Below are 17,195 nucleotides of genomic sequence, written 5' to 3'. Positions count from 1 at the left end.
AAGGCCCTAGTAATGCAGCCGGACTTCACTGAAGACGCCCAGCGGGGGTGCGGGGAAGCCGTGGGACTCTTCATACTTCGCGTTGAAGAGGTTCGTCCCCAGCAGGGAGACGGCCACGCGCTCGTGGACGTTGAAGCCCACACGCGCGGTCGCGGTGATGTAGCTGGGGAGTGAAACGCGGGTGGAGGTGCCGGAGTTCTCGTCCACCACGAAGCCCGGGTCGAAGCGGGGGCCCACCAACAGGCCGTAGAGCTCCACGAAGGCGTACTTGCCGATGTTGGTCCGGCCGCGCAGGTACACGCGGTGGGTGGGCGCGTAGTCCAGCGGGTAGCTGGGACCGCCATCCAGGGGCAGCGCCTTGGCGTTCAGGAACTGGTAGGCGACGTCGAAGGAGGAGTTGAGCTGCGGCACCTGCGCCGCGGCCTCCAGTTCGAAGCCCACGACGCGCGCGTCGCCCAGGTTCTTGAACTGGGACGTGGAGCCGAACAGGAGCTCCTGGTTGATGAAGTTGTTGGCCTGGTTGTAGAAGCCCGTGCCCGTCAGGCGCACCCGGCGATCCAACGGCCAGAAGTCCACCGCGGCCTCCACCGTGTCCAGCGTCTCCGCGCGCAGTCCGGGGTTGCCCAGGAGCGTCGCGGCGTACATCTGCTGGTTGATGGCCAACTCCGCCAGCGTGGGCGCGCGGAAGGCGCGGCCGTAGTTGGTGCGCAGCGTGAGCAGCTCCGGGATGGCGTGGAACACGACGCTGGCGCGCGGGGAGATCTGATCCGTGCGGGCCTCCCAGACGCGCTCGGGGATCTGGTAGTTGTCGTAGCGGGCGCCCGCGCCGAACACCAGCCGGTCCGTGGCGCGGAACTCCGCGTCCACGAAGCCGCCCAGGATGGTCTGCTTCGTGTCGTCCAGGCCCAGGCCCGGCAGCACGTTCTGGTTGTTCACCTGGTCGGCCTTCACGTCGCCGCCGACGGTGAGCGACAGCTTCTCCAGCGTGAACAGGGCGCGCGCCTCGCCGCCCAGCCGGCTGCGCTTGCCCAGCGTGTTCTCCAGCGCGCCCGTGAGCTCATTCTCCAGCGCCACGTCGCGGCGCTTGAAGAACGAGTAGGCCTGCGCGAACACGCGCACGTTGTCCGTCACCGGCTGATCAAACTGGATGGACGCGTTCAGGTTCTGGACGTGCTCGTTGTCCTGCGCCGTGTAGTGGCAGCGGCCGCAGTTGCCCACGGTGGAGATGTTCTGGCCACCCGGACGGCCGATGTTGGCGTCGGTGAAGTCCGCGTCCAGCGCGAAGGACCCCACGCGGACCTTGCCGTTCACCTGGTGCACCAGCGAGTCCTCGTTGGTGTCCGTCTGGCCCAGCTGCTGGTTGTTGAAGAGCTGCGGGCCGTCCGAGCCGAAGCCGTAGTAGCCGAGCAGCGCCTCCACCGGACCGCCGCGACCGGCGACGTTGGTCTGCAGGCGCCACGTCTTGTCCTGGCCCGCGAGGATGCGCGCGTCGGCGCCCACGTTCTGGCCCTTGGCGATGAGGTCGCCGGGCTGGCGCTCGATGATGTTGATGACGCCGCTGAAGGCGTTGGAGCCGTAGAGGGACGAACCGGGACCGCGGATGACCTCCACCTGCTTGAGGTTCACGAGCGGCGTCGTCTCATCCGCGTAGAACTGGCCCGTCCACGGATCCGTCAAGGGGCGGCCGTCCTTGAGCAGCAGGAGGCGGTTGGACAGGTAGTTGGAGCCCAGGCCGCGCGCGCTCACCGCCGCCTTGCGCATGGAACCCCGGCGGCACTCCATGCCGGGGAAGTACTGGATGGCCTCGCAGAGCGAGAACTGGCCGGTGCCTTCCAGCTCCTCCGCGGGGATCCACGACACGGTGAGGGGCACGTCGGAGATGCGCTGCTTGCGCTTGCCGGCCGTGGTGACGACGGCCTCGCTCAGCACCTGGTTGACGGTGTCTTCGAAGTCGGGCGTCAGCGTGTCCAGGTCCGCCAGGCCGGAAGGGGGCGGCAGCGGACGGTCCGACGTGGGCTCCGTGAACGGCGCGCGATCCGGCACGTTGTCCGTCGGCGTGCCAGGGAGGGGAAGATTCCCGTACGCCGCAGGAGGCTGCGGGTTGGACGGAGCATCCGACGGCAGCGGACCGGCCGGGATGGACGTCGGAGGCGACGCCGGCGACGCGACGGGCGCCGGCTCCGCGACGGACGGGAACGCGTACGGGTTTCCGCCCAACGGCGGATCGGCCGGCGGTTCCGAGGCGAGGGCGGGCTCGTCCGTGACGGGCCCGGTTCCCGCCGGCAGCGCGTCCGGCTCCGGCACGGGCGCGGGCGGCTTCGCTCCCCTGCGGGGCTTCGCCACGCGAGGTGGTTTGGCTCCCGCGGCGGGCGTCGTCCGCTTGCGGACGGGCTTCGTGCGCGTCGTCTTGGGCGCCGGATCCTGAGCTGCCTCCTGGGCCTCCGCACGGTCCACCGTGAGCAGGGCCAGGACGCAGACCACCAACGTCATGCACGCTCGCGCGCCCAGACGCTCCGGAAACCTCTTCACCGCATTGTTTCGCGGCACACCGTACACAGTCGAGTCCATCGTTCTCAATTCCACGAGGGGAAGCAGCGATGTCCGCGGTTCCGTTCGCCAGGGTCCAGAGCCGTTGCGACTGGCAATCGTCCGCAGGGGCGAGTTTCCACCCCTGAACGGAAGCGTTCCGCTCGACTTCTCAAACTACCGCAATAACTGGCCTAAGGCCAAGTCGCGGCTGTCGATCCGGTAAAACGTGTCGCAAGACACGCTGGGTAGGGCTCGCGGATCACCGTGCCGCGCTCAGTCATCCGGCTGTTCGGAGGTGACGGCCAGGTCGTCGGTGAAGGGCGGCAGCGCGGGGCCCAGGGACTCGGACTGCACGAGGACGGGGGTCTCCACCCGCAGGTCGGCCGCGTCCACGAGGACGGGCTGACGGCGCGGCGGGCCCTGGGTGACGAGCTTGCGGAAGTCCTCGAATTCACGGCCGGGGATGGCCGCGAAGGCGTCGAAGGGGGCCACCGCGCCCACGGCGGACAGGGACTGGGAGAGCGAATCCCCCGAGCCCTTGAGTTCCACCAGCACCGCGCCCGGCACCCGGCCGCTGCGGAAGAGCACGCGCAATTCCTTGGGCGCGTGCGCCACCGGCACGAGCGCGGCCTCCGCGCCCTTGGCCTCCAGCATCTTCACCGCCGACTCCACGTTGGGCACCGGCACCAGCTTGAAGTGCTTCTGGGCGTCCAGGTCGCCGCCCAGGACGACGTGGGAGACGAACTTCGGATCCGACGGGCCCGCGCCCTTGACCAGCGCCATGCGCTTGCCGGCCAGGTCCTTCACGGAGCCCTTCTGGGTGGAGATGATGGCCCAGCGCTGCTGGGTCTCACCGGCGCGGGGCGCGTACGCCACCGGCTGGGCCTTGGCGCCCAACTGGACCGCGGCCCAGGCGTCCACCACGGCGAAGTCGATGAGGCCCTCCCCCACCGCCTTGGAGAAGTCCTCGTAGCGGCCGAAGCTGCGGGCGGCGACGGGACGGCCCAGGCTGGCCTCCAGCTTCTGGGCGAGCGCTTCGGCGTACTGGAAGCGCTCCTGGCCATCCGACAGCGTGGTGGCGAGGAACACGCCCAGGGTCGCCTTCTTCGGCGCCGCGGACGCGGGGGTGGCGTTCAGGAACAGCACGGCGGCGAACAGCACGAGGCCGCACCGCGCGACAAGCGTTGGCGTCTTCTTCACGGCGTCTCCTCCGCGGTGACCCCGGCCGGGGCGGCGCCGGAGGCGTCCCCCAGTCCGTAGAGTCCCTGCAGGCGATCCTTCCACTCCCGCACCTGGGCGGCCCGGGGGCCCGCGCCCGCCGCCAGATAGCGGCGCCAGGCGTCCACGGCCTCGGCGGGCTCGTGGCGGCGCTCCTGCGCGTCGATGCCCAGGTTGAGCGAGGCGACGGCCACGCTCGGCTCCAGGCGCTTCCACGTCGCGACGGCGCCGGACGCGTCCCCCTGGCGCCAGTCCACGCACGCCAGGTTGTGCTGCACCAGCGCGTCGTCGGGCGTCACGGCGAGCGCGGCCTTCAGCGCCTTCTCCGACGCCTTCATGTTGCCGGAGGCGTACGCGATCGCCGCCTCGCGCCGCAAGAGCGCGCCGGTGAGGGCGCCCATCCAGCGGGGCTGCCCGGGCATGGGCTTCTTCTGGGCGGTGGTGAGCAGCTTGCGCGACGGCGCCACCTTGCCCTGGCGGTACAGCACCCACGCGTCCGCCAGAGTGCGCGTGTTGGGCCAGGCCCACTCCGGCACGGGGGTGAGCGCGCGCTTGAGTCCGGACGAGGCCTCCGCGAACTTCCCCTCCTCCGCGCGCGTGAGCGCCCGGGCGAAGGTGGCCAGCTTCGCCAGGTCCCCTCGCTTGCCCGTGCCCAGCCGGTCCACCGCGTCCAGGTCCCGGTTCGCCGCGGCGGGGTCGCCCGCCTCCAGCTTCGCCAGGGCCCGGCGCACCAGCACGCGCGGCAGGTTCGCCTCCGCCACCTTGGCGGCGCTCTTGGACGGGCCCGCGTCCGACAGCCGCTGCACGGCGGCGTCCACCTGGCCCAGCTCCACCTCCGCCAGCGCGGCGCCCGCGGAAGCCTCCGCGCGCTGATCCGGCTCCTGCGTGGCCTCACCGGACTGGGTGAAGGAAGCGAGCGCGGCCTGCGCGTCGCCACTGCCCAGCCGGGCGTAGCCCAGCAGCAGGTGTTCACGCCACGTCGCGCCCGGCAGCGTCACGGCGCCCTCCATCACCTTGCGCCCTTCCGCGTACTGACGGCTCTCCAGCAGCACCGCGCCCAGGCGGCGCCCCATGGCCACGGAGCGGTCCAGGTCGTACGCGCGGCGCAGGTCGCGCACGGCGTCGTCCAGGCGCTGCGTGCCGGCGCGATCCCGCGCGCGGTGGGCCAGCGCCCGGGCCAGCCACTGCTTCGCGCCGGGGTGGTTGGGTTGCACCTGGAGCGCGCTGCCGTAGTCCTCGATGGCCTGATCCCACTGGCCGGTGGCGAAGTGATCCGCGCCCAGCAGCATCCAGCCCAGGGCCTGACGCGGCGCCATCTCCACCACGCGCCGGTGCACCTCCACCGCGCGCTGGAAGCGGCCGGCGCGGCGGTTGACGGAGCCCAGCGTCGCCCACAGCTCCAGGCTGCCGCCGCCCGACTTCACCGCGGTCTCCAGGAACTGGATGGCCTCCTCATGACGCGCCTGCGCCTGGAGCGCCTTGCCCACGGCGATCTGCCCCAGCAGCAGTCCCGGCTGCAGCTCCAGCACCTTGCGGAACTCAGCCTCCGCCTGCGAGGGCTGCTTCTGCGCGAGCCGCACATCCCCCAGCAGCAGGTGGGCGGCGGGCGTGGCGCCCAGCTTCACCAGCGCCAGCGCCTGGGCCTCCGCGCGAGGCACGTCCCCCGCGGAGAGGTACAGCCGCGCGAGGCGCTCCTTCGGCTCCGCGACCTGGGGGAACTTCGTCACCAGCCGCTCCAGCAGCGCGCGGGACTCCGGCACGCGGCCTTCCATCTCCAGCACGGCGGCGAGGCCGATTTGCGCGGGCGCGGACTCCGCCCGGCCCGCCTGCGACTTCTCGAACGCGGCGCGCGCGGCGGGCGCGTCCCGGCGCAAGAGGTGCGCCTTGCCCAGCAGTTCGTGGATCTGGAAGTCGTTGCCGGCGAGCTTCTCCGGGCGTAGGGCCAGGTAGCGCTGAAGCCGCGTCACCGCCTTGTTCCCGTCCTGCACGTACAGGTAGTAGCTGGCCAGGTAGTAGTGGACGATGAGGTGGTCGGGCTGATCCGCGGCGGCCACCTGCTCCAGCACCGGCACCGCTTCGTTGAAGCGGCGCAGCTTGAAGTACGCCGTGCCCAGCGGATACGCGAGCGACAGCTCCCCGGGATTCTGGGCGAAGACGGGCTGCACGCGCGCCACCGTGCGCTGGAAGTCCTGGAGCGCGTTGGCCGCGCTGCCCAGGCCCGCGGCGGTCGCCACGGACTGGGGCTCCTGGGCCAGGGACTGCTCGAAGAGCTGGAGCGCCCGGCGGAACTTCTCCTCCGCCTCCTTCTTGTCGCCCTTGGCGGCGGCGGCGTTGGCGGACACGAGGGCCTGTTCACCCTGCTCCGATTGGCGCTGGGCCTCCGTGGCGGGCGGCGGGCGGAACTGCGCGAGCGCCGTCGGCGGGCCGGCCAGTGAGGCCAGCAGGACGAGCGCGGTGGAGACGCGGCGCGGAGAGCGGGAGGATGGGCGCATGCGATTCATCACGGCGAGGGGGCGGGGCTGAATTCGGCGACGATGACGGTGATGTCATCGCGCTGCGGCTGGCCGGCGCTGTAGGCGCGCACGTCCGCGAGGAGCGCGTCGCGCAGGGCGTCGGCGGGAAGGTGGGCGTTGGCCTGGAGCGCGGCGGCCAGGCGCTGCGTGCCGTACAGGCGGTTGGTGCCGTCGCGCGCCTCGGTGAGGCCGTCCGTGTACCAGACGACGATGTCCCCGGGCCGCAGCTGCGCCTGGCGCGAGGTGAACTCCGCCGCGACGTTCGCGCCCAGCAGCGGCCCGCGCGCCGGCAGCGACGCCATCTGTCCGGTGGTGCGGTTGAAGACGGCCGCCGCGGGGTGGCCACCGGCCGCGTAGTCGATCTGCCCGTTGTAGACGTCGATGACCGCGAGCGCGCTGGACATCTGGTGCTCGCCCCGGCCCACGTTGGCCAGCGTCACGTTGAGCGCGGTGATGAGCATCTGCGCGTGCACCTGCGACGGCTCGCGCAGCGTCATGGCGGAGGCGAAGCCGCTGGTGGCGCTGGTGGCCACGAGCGAGGTGGACAAGCCGTGGCCCGTCACGTCCCCGATGCCGATGACGACGCGCCGGTCATCCAGCGCGGCGCGGAACCACCAGTCGCCGCCGCACGCGTCCGCCGGCACCACCAGCCCCGCGAGCCGCAGCGGCCCCACCGTCACCGCCTCGCGGCCGGGGAGCAGCGTCTCCTGCACCGTGCGCGCGAGCGACACCTCGCGCTCCAACTGCGCCTTGGCGCGCACGTCCTCCAGCAGGACCTTGATGCGCTCGGCCATGTGGTTGAACACCACGCCCAGCGTCGTCACCTCGCGGCCCGCGCCAGGCGCCGTGCCCGCGCGAGCGCCCAGGTCACCGGCGGCCAGTTGCATCACGCGGTGGGTGAGCACGCCCAGCGGCTTGGTGATGCGGCGGCTCTGGTACGCGGCCAGCACACCCGCGAGCACCACGAAGCCCAGGCCCAGGCCCACGATGCGCAGCGTGTTCGCACGCACCGCGGCGTGGTTGGCCTCCTCCAGTTCGTGCAGTTGCTTCTGCAGTTCCTCCAGCGAGTAGCTGATGACCACGACGCCCTTGCCGGCCTGCGCGCCGTAGTCGAGCGGCTCCTGGAACTCGAAGACGGGCTGCCCGTTGAAGAAGGCGCTGGCCCAGCGGCGCTCGGCGGTGCGGCCCCCGGAGGAGCCCAGCTTCGCGGCCGGGTCGCTGTCCGCGACCAACTGCGAGTCCGCGTCGAACATCTGCACGCGCAGGATGTTGCGGTTGTCCGCGATGATGGAGCGCGCCACCTCGGTGAGGAACGCGTAGTTGTTGTCCCGGAGGCTGGTGGCGGAGGTGAGCGCCAGGGTGTGGCTCACCGTCTGCCCGAGTTCGCGCGCCTGGGACTGGAGCCGCTGGGTGAAGCGGTCCGAGGCCTCCGTGAGCTGCGACTCCGTCGTCTTCGCGGAGAGCGCCGCCAGCAGGCCCACGATGATGATGACCATCGCCCCGGTGGTGAGCAGCAGCAGTTGATCCAACCGCAGCCCGCGGATGGCCGCCACGTTGGGCAGCTCTCCGGCTTCCAGCGGCGCGATGAGGGTGTGGGTGCCGTCCACGGGCACGCCCACCGCCCCGGTCATCCGGGTGGCCGTGTGCTCCCCGGGCATGACGGTGAGCTCCCGGGAGTGCGTGCCGGTGTACTCAGGGGGTGGGGGCGGGGTGGCCCCCGCCGGTGCGTCAGAGGACGCGTCGGAGGCATCAGGCGCGGGGTCGAGGCGCGTGTTCGTACGGGACAAGGCACACCTGGGGAGGCCCGCTGGGGGAGTACACGGGCGGGGCGGGGCGGACTGTATCGCACTTCCTCATTGACGCGAGGAGTCCACCTTCCAGCCCTCCACCCGGTCCGCCCCTCCCCTTCCCGTCCAGGCGACCAGCCCCTTGCGGGCCCCCGGCGGGGGAGCCGGGGCGGATCAGCGAGGGGGATGGGAGGGTCCTGGATGAGTTGTGCTCATTGCCGCGTCGCGCCACCCGGGCCCGGAACGGAGGACGGACAACACCGCCCCCCACAGGGTCCTTGAGTCGGGGGCCGTCGTTCGGAGTATAGGGGCGTCCCCTTTCCCTTTTTCGAGGTCCTCCGCGCGTGTCACGGCCCCGGCTGATCAAAGACAACTCCGCGCCGCTTTCGCTCGCGCGAGAGCAGCTCATCCGCATCCACGACCTGATGGTGAAGGCGCGCGTCCTCGAGGAGCGCCTCATCCAGATGTACAAGCAGGGCCACGGCTACTTCTGGATTGGCGGCCCCGGTGAGGAGGCCTTCAACGTGCCCCTGGGCCTGCTCATGAAGGTGGGCGAGGGCCTGGACTACGACTACCTGCACGCGCACTACCGCCAGTCCGCGACGCTGCTGGCCATGGGCGAGGAGCCCATCGGGGCGCTGCGGCAGATGAAGAACACCGCCACGGACCCCTACTCCGGCGGCCGCAACTTCGCGGGCCACTTCACCCGGCGCTCGAAGAACATCGCGCCCATCACCTCGCCCATCGAGGTGCAGTACTCCATCGCGCCGGGCACGGCGATGGCCCAGAAGCGCCACGGCGGCGAGGGCATCACCATCGTCACCGGCGGCGACGCGGGGACGGCCGAGGGTGACTTCCCCACCTGCCTCGTGTGGAGCAGCCGTCCGGCCAACCCCCTGCCCATCCTGATCATCGTCACCAACAACAAGTGGGGCATCTCCACCACTTCGGACGGCCAGCACGGCGAGACGAACATCAGCGACCGCGCGCGCGCCTTCAACATCCCGGCGAAGACCATCAACGGCAATGATCCGCTGGAGTCCTACCAGGAGATCCAGGCGGCGATGGAGTACGTGCGCAAGGAGCGCAAGCCGTACTTCATCGAAGCGCGGGTCTCCCGCCTGTACGGGCACTCGTCCGCGTCCGGCGCCAACTTCGTGAACGAGGAGCAGGACTGCCTGCGCCTGTTCGAAACGCGCCTGGAGCAGGAAGGCGTCCTCAGCCGGGAGCAGATGGAGGAGGTGCGCAACCGCTACAGCGAGGAGCTGGCCGCGGCGGCGCGCACCGTGCGGGACGAACCGCAACCTTCCGGCGACAGCATCTGGGACCACATCTACGCGGAGAAGAAATAACCATGGCGAACATGGCACAGGCCATCCGCATGGCCCTTCACTACGCCGAGGAGAACCTGGGCGTCACCGACATCTTCGGCGAGGACGTGGGCGCCCCGCTGGGCGGCGTCTTCACCTGCACCCAGGGCCTGAAGACGGCGTGGAACAGCCCCCTGGACGAGCGCGGCATCATCGGCGCGGCCATGGGCCTCGCGATGGCGGGCAACCGTCCGGTCGCGGAGATCCAGTTCTGCGACTACATCTACAACACCATCGACCTGCTGAAGATCGCGGGCAACACGCACTGGGCGACCAACGGTGACTGGAACCTGCCCATGGTGGTGCGCACGCCGGTGGGCAGCGGCATCCGCGGGTCGATGTACCACTCGCATTCCTTCGACGCGACGATGACCCACATCCCCGGCTGGAAGGTGGTGATGCCCTCCACCCCGCTGGACGCGTACGGCCTGCTCATCTCCGCCTGCCAGGACCCGAACCCCGTCATGTTCCTGGAGCCCAAGGCGCTGTTGCGCGTGAAGGGCGACGAGCGCATCCCGGGAGAGCCCGACGACGACCGCGCGCTGTCGAAGCTCATCGACGCGCCGCTGGGTGACCGCTCGCAGTGGAAGCCCCAGTGGCCGACGCTGGAGGCGTTCTCGGTGCCCATTGGCAAGGGCAAGGTGGTGCGCGAGGGCACGCAGCTCACCGTTGTCAGCTACGGCCGCACCCTGCCGCTGTGCGCGAAGGCCGCGGACCAGCTCAAGGAGGACGGCATCAGCGTGGAGGTCATCGACCTGCGCTCGCTGTGGCCCTACGACTGGGAGCTCATCAAGGCGTCCATCCAGAAGACGGGCCGCGTCCTGTACGTGAACGAGGACACCGAGGTGACGAACTTCGGCGAGCACCTGGTCCGGCGCACGGTGGAGGAGCTGTTCTACTCGCTGCTCGCGCCGCCCCGGCTGGTGGCCGGCAAGTTCGTCCCGGGCATCGGCCTGGCGGACGCGCTGGAGATGGCGTCGGTGCCCCAGCAGGCGGACATCACCGCCGCCATCCGCTCACTGGCCGGCGAGCAGCCCTGATGGCACTTGCCCACACCGGGCGGCGGCGCATTCGTACGTGAAGTCTTCCAGGGCCGTCGTTCCTCTTTGGAGGTCCGACGGCCCTGTCGTTAGTATCGCGGATGCCTTGTCCCAGCCCATCGTTCGCACCATGACCCCCGCTCCCGACGCCAACGCCTTCCGTATCCGCCGCGCGCGTCGAGGTGATGCCGAGGTCATGGCACTGCTCCTTCGCGAGCTGGGCTACCCCCAGGGCACCGACCAGCAGACCGTGCACTGGGTCATCAGCCATCCGGAGATTGAAATCTTCGTGGCCGGTGACCCGCAGGACCGCGCGGTGGGCATGGTGTCCTTCTCCCACCGTCCGCAATTGCGGCTGCGCGGCCGCGTGGCCACCGTGGACGAGCTCGTCGTGTCCGAGGGCTGGCGCCGCCGGGGCGTGGGCCGCGCGCTGCTCGCGCAGGTGGCGCAGCGCGGCAAGGTGCTGAGCGTCAAGCAGCTCCAGCTCATCGCCCCGCTCAACGTCACCGACGAGACGCGCGCGTTCTACAAGGCGTGCGGGTACGTCGAAGGCGACTCCGGCGTGTTCCGTCACGCCGAGAGCGAGACGCAGCGCTAGCGCGCTTCCCGGCTCGCGGGATGGGGGCCCGATTCGCGGGCGCCCCTCACCGCGGGAGCGGGTTCGAGCAGCACGGCCCGGTCAGCGCTTGAAGCTCGCGATGACGCGGCGCAGGCGCTCGTGGTCCTCTTCACTCACGTCGATGAAGCGCACGCCGATGGCCTCCGCCTCGTCGCGCACCCAGGCGATGACGCCGGTGAGGTGGAACTCCTCGCCGTCCACCATCATGGCCAGCCGCACCTGCGAGCCCACGTCGTAGGACTTGCGCGTGCGCAGGCACAGTCCACCCGCCGACAGGTTGAGCGAGTACGCCCGCAGCGCGCGCGCCGCGTCCTCCGCCTGCTCGAAGCGCACCTCGAACCGCGCCGCCACGCGCTCCTCGGCGCGGCGGTTCAAATACGGGTCTGGCTCCAATGGCTCATCCAACTTCGTGTTCATGCGCACCTTGACCCCCCTCGGTCCTGAGCCTGGAAGTGTCGGCTGGTTTCCAGGCCCGGTTCAAGGGGCCCCGTGACGTGGAACGGCTCGTGTAAGTCCCAGACTACTTCCACACCAGGAGTTTCCGGATGTCTTCACGTCTCGTGTTGTTGGGTGGCGCCCTGTTGATGGGGCTCTGGGTGGCGGGCTGCGACGATGGAGAGACGGTGCCTCCTCCTGATGCGGGGACAGCCGTGGATTCTGGGACGAGCACCGGTGATTCCGGGACTGTCGATGCCGGAGACGGTGGCGGGGGTGGCCGCTCGGACTTCACCTGCAACGTGGTGAAGCAGGAAGGCTGCGCGGCGGGACAGGGCTGTCACTACACGGACCTGACGGATGGCGGCACGGGCAGCAAGTGCTTCCCGGGCACGTGTGATCCGGTGCGGCAGGACTGCGCGGCGGGGCAACGCTGTACCTACGTGACGTTGGACGGCGGGGAAGCGCAACGCCAGTGCGTGGCCGCGGGCACCGCCACGGAAGGCGCGCCGTGCACCCAGGCGGCGAGCGCGCCCGCGGGACAGCGCTACGACACGTGCGCCGCGGGCCTGTTCTGCAAGGACGACGCGCTGAACGACGGCGGCACCGGCTTCTTCTGCCGCAAGCTGTGCCACGCGACGTCCGACTGCGCGTCCGGCGACTGCAACACGGTGCTGCGCCTGGCCGGCACGGACGAACTGCCGCTGGTGTGCGGCCCGCCGTCCGCGGCGTGTGACGCGTTCGCCCAGGACTGCGCGGGTCCGCTGGGCTGCTACCCGGCCACCAACGGTCCGGTGTGCGCGGGCAGCGGCACGCTGGCTCCGGGCGCCGCGTGTGAGTTCAGCAACCAGTGTTCACCAGGGAGCACTTGCGCGGTGTCCGACGGCGTCGGCACGTGTCGGACGCTGTGCCGCGTTCCGCCGGGCTCGCCCGCCTGTTCCAGCGGCACCTGCCGGGCGCTCACCAACAACGGCGACGTCGGGGCCTGCGTCCCCTGAAGCGGGCGCGTGTCCGTGGGGAAGGCGTTGGTTTTCCCAGGGGCGGCAGACTCCCGCCCCGGATGGGGAGGGCCACGGGCCAGGGTGCCCTGGCCTCCCACCCTTGCGGCGGAAGTCGTCCGGCTCCGTTTCCCAGCGCGCGGCACTCGGGACTCCCGGGCGATTGGCCCACCCCTTGAAGCACGAGGTCGCCAGGAACGGGAGTCGTGCACATTGTCTTGCGCCGGGAGGGTGATGGCATGGGTCTGACGAAGGCGCTGCGCTTTGGCTGGGTGGGTGCCCTGGGCCTGATGCTGGGCTGTGGCGGCGTGGAGGAACCCGGTGCGGAGGCCTCCATGGGTGCGGGCAGCACGGACTCGAAGGTCACCGCGCCCGCGCCCTCCCTGGAGGCGGCGCCCACGCTGACGCTGCATGATGGCCGCACGGTGCAGGCCCCTCTGCCCCCGGCGCCTCCACCCATCATGTTCCAGCCGGGCTTCCACCAGGCGCTGCGTGAGAACACCTACGCGGGGAGCATCACCACCTACCGCATGCGCATTCCCATGGGGCGCGCGGGCAGCCGGGTGCGCATCACCTTCCGTTCGGGCGACGGCGCCATGACGTTGCAGCGGGCCTCCGTGGCGAAGGCGGGCGCCAACGGAGCGCTGGCCTCCGCGCCGGTGGCCCTCACCTTCAATGGCCACGCGGGCTTCACCGCGAACGCGCGCACGCTGGTGACGTCGGATCCGGTGGACTTCCCGGTGGAGTTCCAGGACGAGGTGGCGATCTCCTTCGAGGCCAGGGGCGACATCGCCGCGAGCCTCATCCAGGCCTTCCCCGGCAGCTACTCGCGCTCGGGTGCGTACGCGACGACGCAGGGCGCGCTGGGAGGACAAGCCTGGGAGTACGCGCTGGGCGTCGCGACGGTGGACGTGGAGGGCGCGCCGGGCCGGGCGTTCGTGACCATCGGGGACAGCATCACCGAGGGCTACATCGACACGCGCAACGACACGCGCAACGCGTGGTCGTTCCTGGTGCAGAAGGGGCTCGGGTTGCCGGTGGCGAACTCGGGCGTGTCCGGCCAGGGCTTCTGGGACGCGAACATCCAGTTGCCGCAAGAGGTGCTCGCGATGCAGGGCTTCACCGACTGCATCGTGCTGCTGGGCACCAACGACCTGGCCTCCGAAGGCATCACGGTGGAGAAGCTGGAGCAGCGGATGACCCAGCTGTTCGATCAGCTCCAGCCCCGGTGCCGGCTGTGGGTCAGCACGCTGCTGCCCAAGGAGAAGACGAACTACGGCGACTACGAAGTGGTGAAGACGCAGCGCGTGGAATTCAACGCGTGGATCCGCACCCAGACGCGCGCGGAGGTCATCGACCTGGAGGCCGTGATGCGCCAGCCGGGCAACGTGCACCTGTTCCTGGATGGCCTGGATGTGGACCAGATCCATCCGTCCATGGAGGGCCACCGGGTGATGGCGGCCGAGGTGGTGCGCGTGCTCAAGGCGAAGGGCGGTCTTTAATCCCGGGCGGGGGCTCGGACTGGAATCGACAGGACGCGTTTGAATAGGTTCGGGGTCCCAGCGTCCGAGCATTGCCCCCGTTCCGCTTCTCTCCCGGAGCCTTTCATGCGTGCCCTGTCCGCCAGCCTCGTCGTCGCCTGCCTCGCCCTGCCCTCGCTCGTCCACGCCTCGTCGCTGCGCTGCGACAACAAGCTCGTGTCCGAGGGCGCGACCACGGACGACGCGCTGATCAAGTGCGGCGAGCCCATGTCCCGGCGCACGCGCACCGAGTACGCCAGCACCCGGTACAAGCAGAAGTCGCCCCACGAGGAGGTCTCCACGGAGGTGGGCTCGTCGTCCACCATCGAGGAGTGGACCTACAACTTCGGCCCCCACCGGCTCATGCAGGTCGCCATCTTCCGCGACGGCCGGCTGGTGGACGTGCGCAGCGGCAGCTACGGCAGCGAAGTCCCGGAGAAGAAGAACCCCTAGAGCGGCCCCAGGTGCCGGGCCAGGAACTGGCGCATGAGCGCCGGCCGCTGACGCGCCGTTTCGCGCAGCTCCTCGACGGTCACGCTCCACAGGTCCACGGAGGCCGGCTGGAGCCAGCGCGCCACGTGTCCGGGCATCTCCGGCGCCAGTTGCTCCGCCACCGCGTCCACGTACGCCACCACCCGCTCCGGGGTGAAGGTGTGCTCCAGGTGCCAGAGGAAGCGCTCGACGAACCGGGCCTTGAACTCCGGGGCCTGGAGCAGCCGCCGCAAGAGGACGGTGGAAGCCTCCAGCGTTGGATCCTCCAGCACCCGCCCCAGGCTGTCGAAGGCGGGCTCCGGGCGGAGGGCGTAATCCAGGTCATACAAGAGCCAGCGCCAGCGACCGTCCTGTCCGTGGGGCGCGCCCGGCGCGCCCGTGCGCAGCCGCCAGAACTTCACGTTGTTCTGGGGCCAGTCCTGGTTGCCCAGGTAGAGCTGCGCCACCTGGTAGTCGATGAAGTCCTCCACGTCGATCCGCGCCTTCACGTGGGCGTAGTGCTCCGGCACCGCCAGGTCATGCGTGCGCACGTAGTCGATGAGCTCCTGGTAGGGCCGGGCATCTCCGTCCTCCCCCACGTCCAGCTCTCCGTCGCGCTCCAGGATGACGACCTTCTTGCGGTCCACGCCGTAGTGGGAGGCGAGGTAGTACTCGTCGTAGCGCTCGCGCAGCTCGTGCAGGCCCCAGTACTCGCCATCGAGGAACACGAGCGTGGGACGGCAGGCCTGGAGCGCCAGCCGCGTCTGGGCGAGCAGCCCCTGCAGGGCGCAGTCCCGCAGCCGCGTCTGTCCCTGGTCCTGCCCGGACGCACGCACCAGCAGCCGCGTGAAGCTTGTCACCGGCGAGCCAGGGAACACCGGGCCCGCGAACGTCTTCGGGCCGTAGTCCTCCTTGGCGTACAGCCGCAGGCTCTTCTGTGGCAGCACGGCGCTGCCGGAGCCGTGGATGCGCACGCCCGCGTCCTGCGCGAGCACGCGTGCGCCGGAGGTCTCGAACCACTCCACGTGGACGGGGCGCTCCCACTCCTTGCCGTCCTGCGTGTAGTTGCCCACCCACGGATCCTCCGGGGTTGCTTCCCACACGAGGCCGGGGACGTAGATGCCCAGGTCCCGAGCGAAGAAGTTCGCCGCGTCGGTGACGAGCGACAGCACCGGCAGCGTGTACGGCCCCCGCCCGATGACGAACGTGCGCGTGCGCACCGGGCCCACCGGCTCCGCGCCCACGTACTGTCGGAAGCGCACCACCGAGGCCTGCGGAAGCTCCTCCAGGGGCGCGTCCCACCGCATGCCCTCCAGCGCGGAAGGGGGCGTCGTGGGAACGAAGGCCCACGTCACGGGCGGACTGGCGCGGGCGAAGAGCGCGATGGGACCGGTGTAGAGCGCGGACGCGGGCGTGGGCGTGGAGCTGTCCCGCGTGAAGTACGTCCGCACGCCCTGCTGCGTGGGCAACACCAGCAGCGTCTCCGGTTGGTAGAGCCCGGGCCTCGCGTCGAACGCGAGGTGCTGGAAGTCCACGCGGGCCCGTGCCGTGTCGCCCAGCGGATCTCTCGCCACGACCTCCAACGTCAACGCGCGCCGGCCCGGCCACCACGGCAGGCTCCAGCGGCCGGCCTTCACGTCGGCGAAGCCCAGGAAGTGGCCGTCCTCGTAGACCTCCACCCGGGGTACGCCCGCGTCGCTCGACACCCTGCCGAACAGGCGCTGCTGCGCCGGCTCTTGTCCGTCGATGGAGACGAACGGACGCGCGGGCAGCACCGCCTCCTCCAGCCTGCGCTCGGGCCCACAGGCGGACCCGACGAGGAGGAGAAAACCCACGAAGACAGAGGCGAGGTGACGGAGACCCATGATGTCTCCGTCCTCTATCAGATAATCGTTTGACCTCCCATTGTACTATGGTGCGGCGCGCCATGGTACGGCGTGACAGCGGGACCGCCCGCCAGCCCTAGGTGGGGATGGAGGTGCCTTCGAGCAGGCCGTGCTTCTGGAGGAGCGCGGCCAGCGCGGGGGGCGCGAGCATCCAGTCCTCGCGGGTGGGTACCCAGCGCACCGGGGCCTGGGCGGCGGCGAGCCGGGCGTTCACCTCCGCGATCATCGGGGCGAAGGTGGGCTGGGGGATGTCCCAGCTGCCCACCCCGGCGACGATCTCCACGGCGCCGGGCTCCACGCGCACGGCGGGCTGGCCCTGCACCGGCTGCACGGAGAAGCCCGGCAGGTACGGCTGCATGGCGGCGGACAGGCGCTCCAGCAGGGACGGGTCCTCGAAGGGATGGGCGCCGTCGAAGTCGAAGAAGGTGGGCAGTTGCGCCTGGAGTTCGTCGCGCAGCGGGTCCTCCCTGCTCTCACGCCACGAATATTCAGCGAGGACGCGGGCCTCGAAGGGGATGCGGATCTCCCAGCGCTCCAGGAGCGCGAGCAGCTCCGCCACGCGCTCCACCTCTTCCCAGGGCGGCTCCACGCGCGTCACCCAGGAGACCTCCGACACCGTCTGCCCCCGGCGCTCGCCCGACACCCGGTCGCCCTGGCGCAGTTGGAAGGGCGGGGCGTGGGTGAGCTCCGGATCCGGATAGAGGGCGGTGTGGAGCATCCCCTGCCCCGTCTCCGGACGCAGGCGTGCGAAGCCGTGCTTCGGGTTGATCTCCTCCACGGTGAACGTCTCCTGGGCCATCCCGCGCGCT

The 17,195-nt window shown here is 70.6% G+C and carries 13 protein-coding genes; 6 read left to right on the top strand and 7 right to left on the bottom strand.

Annotated elements, in window-relative coordinates; genetic code table 11:
- Positions 1-6: 6 nt before the first annotated feature.
- The 4 genes from OV208_RS40755 to OV208_RS40740 all read right to left on the bottom strand — a co-directional run bounded on the left by OV208_RS40755 (position 7) and on the right by OV208_RS40740 (position 8,047).
- Positions 7-2,490 carry a TonB-dependent receptor domain-containing protein gene (locus OV208_RS40755; protein ID WP_420715105.1) on the bottom strand — a complete coding sequence of 828 codons (2,484 nt, stop codon included), beginning with the start codon at positions 2,488-2,490 and terminating at the stop codon, positions 7-9.
- A 312-nt stretch (positions 2,491-2,802) separates the two neighbouring features.
- Positions 2,803-3,729 carry a PhnD/SsuA/transferrin family substrate-binding protein gene (locus tag OV208_RS40750; protein WP_420715104.1) on the bottom strand — a complete coding sequence of 309 codons (927 nt, stop codon included), beginning with the start codon at positions 3,727-3,729 and terminating at the stop codon, positions 2,803-2,805.
- Positions 3,726-6,239 (bottom strand): tetratricopeptide repeat protein, encoded by a 2,514-nt coding sequence (locus tag OV208_RS40745; RefSeq protein ID WP_267579377.1) that lies wholly within the window; start codon positions 6,237-6,239, stop codon positions 3,726-3,728. The genes OV208_RS40750 and OV208_RS40745 overlap by 4 nt, the downstream gene beginning before the upstream one ends.
- A gap of 8 nt (positions 6,240-6,247) precedes the next feature.
- A complete protein-coding gene (locus OV208_RS40740) occupies positions 6,248-8,047 on the bottom strand; it encodes a PP2C family protein-serine/threonine phosphatase (RefSeq protein WP_267579376.1) in 1,800 nt (599 codons plus the stop codon).
- 344 nt (positions 8,048-8,391) lie between these two features.
- On the opposite strand from OV208_RS40740, the gene OV208_RS40735 reads away from it, so the two are divergent.
- The 3 genes from OV208_RS40735 to OV208_RS40725 all read left to right on the top strand — a co-directional run bounded on the left by OV208_RS40735 (position 8,392) and on the right by OV208_RS40725 (position 11,055).
- Positions 8,392-9,399, top strand: a complete 1,008-nt coding sequence (locus OV208_RS40735) for a thiamine pyrophosphate-dependent dehydrogenase E1 component subunit alpha (protein WP_267579375.1) — start codon at positions 8,392-8,394, stop codon at positions 9,397-9,399.
- Positions 9,400-9,401: 2 nt separating this feature from the next.
- Complete coding sequence (locus OV208_RS40730) at positions 9,402-10,457, top strand: alpha-ketoacid dehydrogenase subunit beta (protein WP_267579374.1); 1,056 nt, start codon at positions 9,402-9,404, stop codon at positions 10,455-10,457.
- A gap of 196 nt (positions 10,458-10,653) precedes the next feature.
- On the top strand, positions 10,654-11,055 hold the full coding sequence (locus tag OV208_RS40725) for a GNAT family N-acetyltransferase (protein WP_233595233.1): 402 nt from the start codon (positions 10,654-10,656) through the stop codon (positions 11,053-11,055).
- Positions 11,056-11,136: 81 nt separating this feature from the next.
- Here the strand turns inward: OV208_RS40725 and OV208_RS40720 are convergent, their stop codons facing one another.
- Positions 11,137-11,493, bottom strand: coding sequence for a TIGR02266 family protein (locus OV208_RS40720; RefSeq protein WP_267579373.1), 357 nt, complete (start codon positions 11,491-11,493; stop codon positions 11,137-11,139).
- Between the two features lie 128 nt (positions 11,494-11,621).
- On the opposite strand from OV208_RS40720, the gene OV208_RS40715 reads away from it, so the two are divergent.
- From OV208_RS40715 to OV208_RS40705, 3 genes are all read left to right on the top strand, one after another.
- Positions 11,622-12,509 carry a hypothetical protein gene (locus OV208_RS40715; protein ID WP_267579372.1) on the top strand — a complete coding sequence of 296 codons (888 nt, stop codon included), beginning with the start codon at positions 11,622-11,624 and terminating at the stop codon, positions 12,507-12,509.
- A gap of 239 nt (positions 12,510-12,748) precedes the next feature.
- Positions 12,749-14,011 (top strand): SGNH/GDSL hydrolase family protein, encoded by a 1,263-nt coding sequence (locus OV208_RS40710; RefSeq protein ID WP_267579371.1) that lies wholly within the window; start codon positions 12,749-12,751, stop codon positions 14,009-14,011.
- A gap of 105 nt (positions 14,012-14,116) precedes the next feature.
- The gene (locus OV208_RS40705; RefSeq protein ID WP_267579370.1) at positions 14,117-14,482 is read left to right on the top strand and encodes a DUF2845 domain-containing protein; all 366 of its coding nucleotides are present in this window, start codon (positions 14,117-14,119) and stop codon (positions 14,480-14,482) included.
- On the opposite strand, the gene OV208_RS40700 is transcribed toward OV208_RS40705, so the two are convergent.
- Positions 14,479-16,365: a CotH kinase family protein gene (locus OV208_RS40700; protein WP_267579369.1), complete on the bottom strand. Its 1,887-nt coding sequence runs from the start codon at positions 16,363-16,365 to the stop codon at positions 14,479-14,481. The two genes, OV208_RS40705 and OV208_RS40700, sit on opposite strands and share 4 nt — an antisense overlap.
- Positions 16,366-16,462: 97 nt before the next feature.
- Positions 16,463-17,185, bottom strand: a complete 723-nt coding sequence (locus tag OV208_RS40695; RefSeq protein WP_267579368.1) for a hypothetical protein — start codon at positions 17,183-17,185, stop codon at positions 16,463-16,465.
- Positions 17,186-17,195 lie beyond the last annotated feature (10 nt).

It is taken from the genome of Corallococcus sp. bb12-1 (assembly GCF_026626765.1).
GTDB classification, from domain to species: Bacteria; Myxococcota; Myxococcia; order Myxococcales; family Myxococcaceae; genus Corallococcus; species Corallococcus terminator.
The sequence above is the reverse complement of the archived record's forward strand: the minus strand, read 5'-3'. Positions and strand labels throughout refer to the sequence as shown.